This window comes from Streptomyces sp. NPDC048002 (genome assembly GCF_040653275.1).
Classification (GTDB): Bacteria; Actinomycetota; Actinomycetes; order Streptomycetales; family Streptomycetaceae; genus Streptomyces.
This window is the reverse complement of record NZ_JBEZNL010000086.1, coordinates 1-3,183: the sequence shown is the minus strand read 5'-3', so window position 1 is coordinate 3,183 and position 3,183 is coordinate 1. Positions and strand designations below refer to the sequence as shown.

The following is a 3,183-nucleotide window of genomic DNA, read 5'->3' as shown; positions in this document are numbered from 1 at the left end:
GCACTGACTTCGATCAGACGGGAATGGCCTTGTCCCAGAACGACTTGGATTGCGTCGGTGAAGCGCACCGGCCGACGCAGACCCTCGTACCAGTAGGTGGCGTCCATCGTCGTGGTGTCCAACGGTGCACCGGTCACCGTCGAGATCAACGGGACGCGGGAAGCGCGCGGCTGGACGGGGGCGAGGACGTCGAGGAGGTGCTCGCGTACGTCCTCCACCTGCGCGGAGTGCGACGCGTAGTCCACCGGAACCCTACGCGCCCGCACACCGGCCGCCTCGGCCACCGCCGCAATCTCGTCCAGGGCTTCAGGATCACCGGCGACCACCGTGGCGTCCGGACCGTTGAACACCGCGACCGACACCCGATCCCCGTACGGCCCGACCCACTCCGCAGCCCGCCCCGGACCCGTCGCCAGGGACAACATGCCACCAAGGCAGGCCAGTTGCTCCCGAACGGCCGCCGACCGCAGCGCGACAACCCTCGCCGCGTCCTCCAGGCTCAGCGCACCCACCACCGCCGCAGCCGCAATCTCACCCTGCGAATGACCGATGACTGCTGCTGGCTCCACCCCGAGGGACTCCCACACCGCAGCCAGCGACACCATCACCGCCCACAACACGGGCTGGACCACATCAACACGCTCAAGCCAAGAGTCGTCGTCATCCCGCAGTACGTCGGTCAACGACCAGTCCACGAACGGCCCCAGCGCCGCCTCACACTCACCGATCCGCGCCGCGAACACCGGCGAGGACACCAACAACCCCCGCCCCATCCCCACCCACTGCGACCCCTGCCCCGGAAACACCAACACCGGCTCACGGGCGCTGCCCGCCGTTCCCGTTGTTCCTGTGACGAAGCTGGAGGCGACCCCGCCGGAAGCCAGGGAGCGGAGGGACTTGACCAGGTCATCGGTGGCTGAACCCCACGCCACCGCACGATGGTTGAGCGCGGCTCGGCTGGTGAGCAGGCTCCAGCCCGTGTCGGTGGGAGCGCAGTCGGGCACGGCGTCGGCCAGGCGGCCCGCCTGTGCGGCAAGCGCATCGGCCGTTCGAGCGGAGAGCAGCCAGGGGATGACAGGTGAACCGCTCAGGCCGCTGTCGCCCGGGACGGCTTCCGTCGCGGTCGGTGCGGAGAGTGTGGGGGCTTGCTCCAGGATGGTGTGCGCGTTCGTGCCGGAGATGCCGAACGAGGAGACGGCGGCTCGGCGCGGCCGGTTGTCGGGCGTGTGCCATGCGCGGGGTTCGGTGAGCAGGCGCACGTCGCCCGCCGTCCAGTCCACGTGCGGTGTGGGCTCGTCCACGTGCAGCGTCTTGGGCAGGATTCCCGCACGCATCGCCATCACCATCTTGATGACACCCGCCACTCCGGCGGCGGCCTGCGTGTGGCCGATGTTGGACTTGATCGAGCCGAGCCACAGCGGCTGATCGGCGGAACGCTCCCGGCCGTAGGTCGCGAGCAACGCCTGCGCCTCGATCGGGTCGCCCAGGGTGGTGCCCGTGCCGTGAGCTTCCACGGCGTCCACGTCATTGGTCGTGAGCCCGGCGCCGGCCAGCGCCTGCCTGATGACCCGTTGTTGGGACGGACCGTTGGGTGCGGTGAGGCCGTTGGACGCGCCGTCCTGGTTGACGGCCGAGCCGCGAATGACCGCGAGGACCGGGTGGCCGTTACGGAGTGCGTCCGGGAGACGCTCGACGACGAGAACACCCACTCCCTCCGCCGGGCCGAAGCCGTCGGCGGCGCCCGCGAACGCCTTGCAGCGGCCGTCCTCCGCGAGGCCACGCTGACGGCCGAACTCTATGAAGGTCGCCGGCGTCGGCATGACGGTCACGCCACCGGCGAGGGCGAGCGTGCACTCGCCTCGGCCCAGCGCCCGGATCGCCAGGTGGAGCGCGACCAGTGAGGACGAGCAGGCCGTGTCCACGGAGACAGCGGGGCCTTCCAGCCCCAGGGTGTAGGCGACTCGGCCGGATGCCACGCTGGCGGCGTTCCCGATGCTGATGTAGCCCTCAAGGCCGTCCGGGACACTCTTCAGCCGGGACACGTACTCCGAGGACGGCGCTCCGGTGAACACTCCCGTCGGCGTGGAGCGCAGCGAGTGGGGATCGATACCGGCACGTTCGACGGCCTCCCAGGACGCTTCGAGGAGCAGGCGCTGCTGCGGATCCATCGCCAGCGCCTCACGGGGTGAGATTTCGAACAGCTCGGCGTCGAAGTCGCCTGCGGCGTCGAGGAATCCACCACCCTTGACGTACGTCTTGCCCTCGGCCTCGGGGTCAGGATCGTAGAGGCCGTCCAGGTCCCAGTCGCGGTCACGCGGGAAGGAGCCGATGGCATCCTCGCCGGCCAGCACCAACCGCCAGAGGTCCTCCGGTGAGGCGACTCCTCCGGGAAAGCGACAGGCCATTCCGACGATCGCTACAGGGGCCTGCTCCTCCAACTGCTTGATCCGGCGACGTGCTTGGCGGAGATCGGCAGTGGCCCGCTTCAGATAGTCCCGGAGCTTCTGCTCGTTGTTCATGGGAGGTCTCCCGTCGACATACCGAGTGAGATGGGCCGGTTCACGAAGTCCCCAACTCGCTGTCGAGGAGGTCGAACAGTTCGTCGTCCGTGGCGTCGTCGATGTCATCGTCGCCGTCGGCATCCCCTGCCGGGGTTACGCGCTCCAGGGTCGTGAGCAGCGCCCGTAGGCGGTCGGTGATGCGGTGGCTGACCACGTCGTCCCCGCTGGCCCCGGCGATGACCCGTTCCAGCCGCTCCAACTCGGCCGCGAGCTTGGGTGCCGCGTCCGGTGTGTCCGGGAGGAGGAGCTGGGAGCGGATGTGGTGGGTGAGTGCGATGGGGGTCGGGTGGTCGAAGACCAGTGTCGCCGGGAGTCGCATCCCGGTCGCCGCGTTGAGCCGGTTACGCAGCTCCACCGCCGTCAGCGAATCAAACCCCAGATCCTTGAACGGCCGCTCCGCATCAACAGAACCCGCCTCCGCATGCCCCAACACCACCGCGACATGCGACCGAACCAAGTCCAGCAACACACGCTCACGCTCCGGCTCACTCAACCCCGCAAGCCGCACCTCAAGACCACCAGAACCCCCACCCACCTCCGCCGACGCCACCACCCGACGCGACACCACCGGACCACGCACCAACCCCCGCAACAACCCCGGCAACCCACCACCCGCCGCCAA

Annotated in this window: 2 protein-coding genes; both read right to left on the bottom strand. The window is 69.2% G+C overall.

Annotation, left to right across the window (positions count from 1 at the left end; translation table 11 throughout):
• A partial coding sequence (locus tag AB0E07_RS39770) for a type I polyketide synthase (RefSeq protein ID WP_362263357.1) occupies nt 1-2,519 on the bottom strand: 2,519 nt, incomplete at its 3' end.
• A 40-nt stretch (nt 2,520-2,559) separates the two neighbouring features.
• Nucleotides 2,560-3,183 (bottom strand): phosphopantetheine-binding protein (locus AB0E07_RS39765; RefSeq protein ID WP_362263354.1); only part of this gene is annotated, 624 nt, incomplete at its 5' end.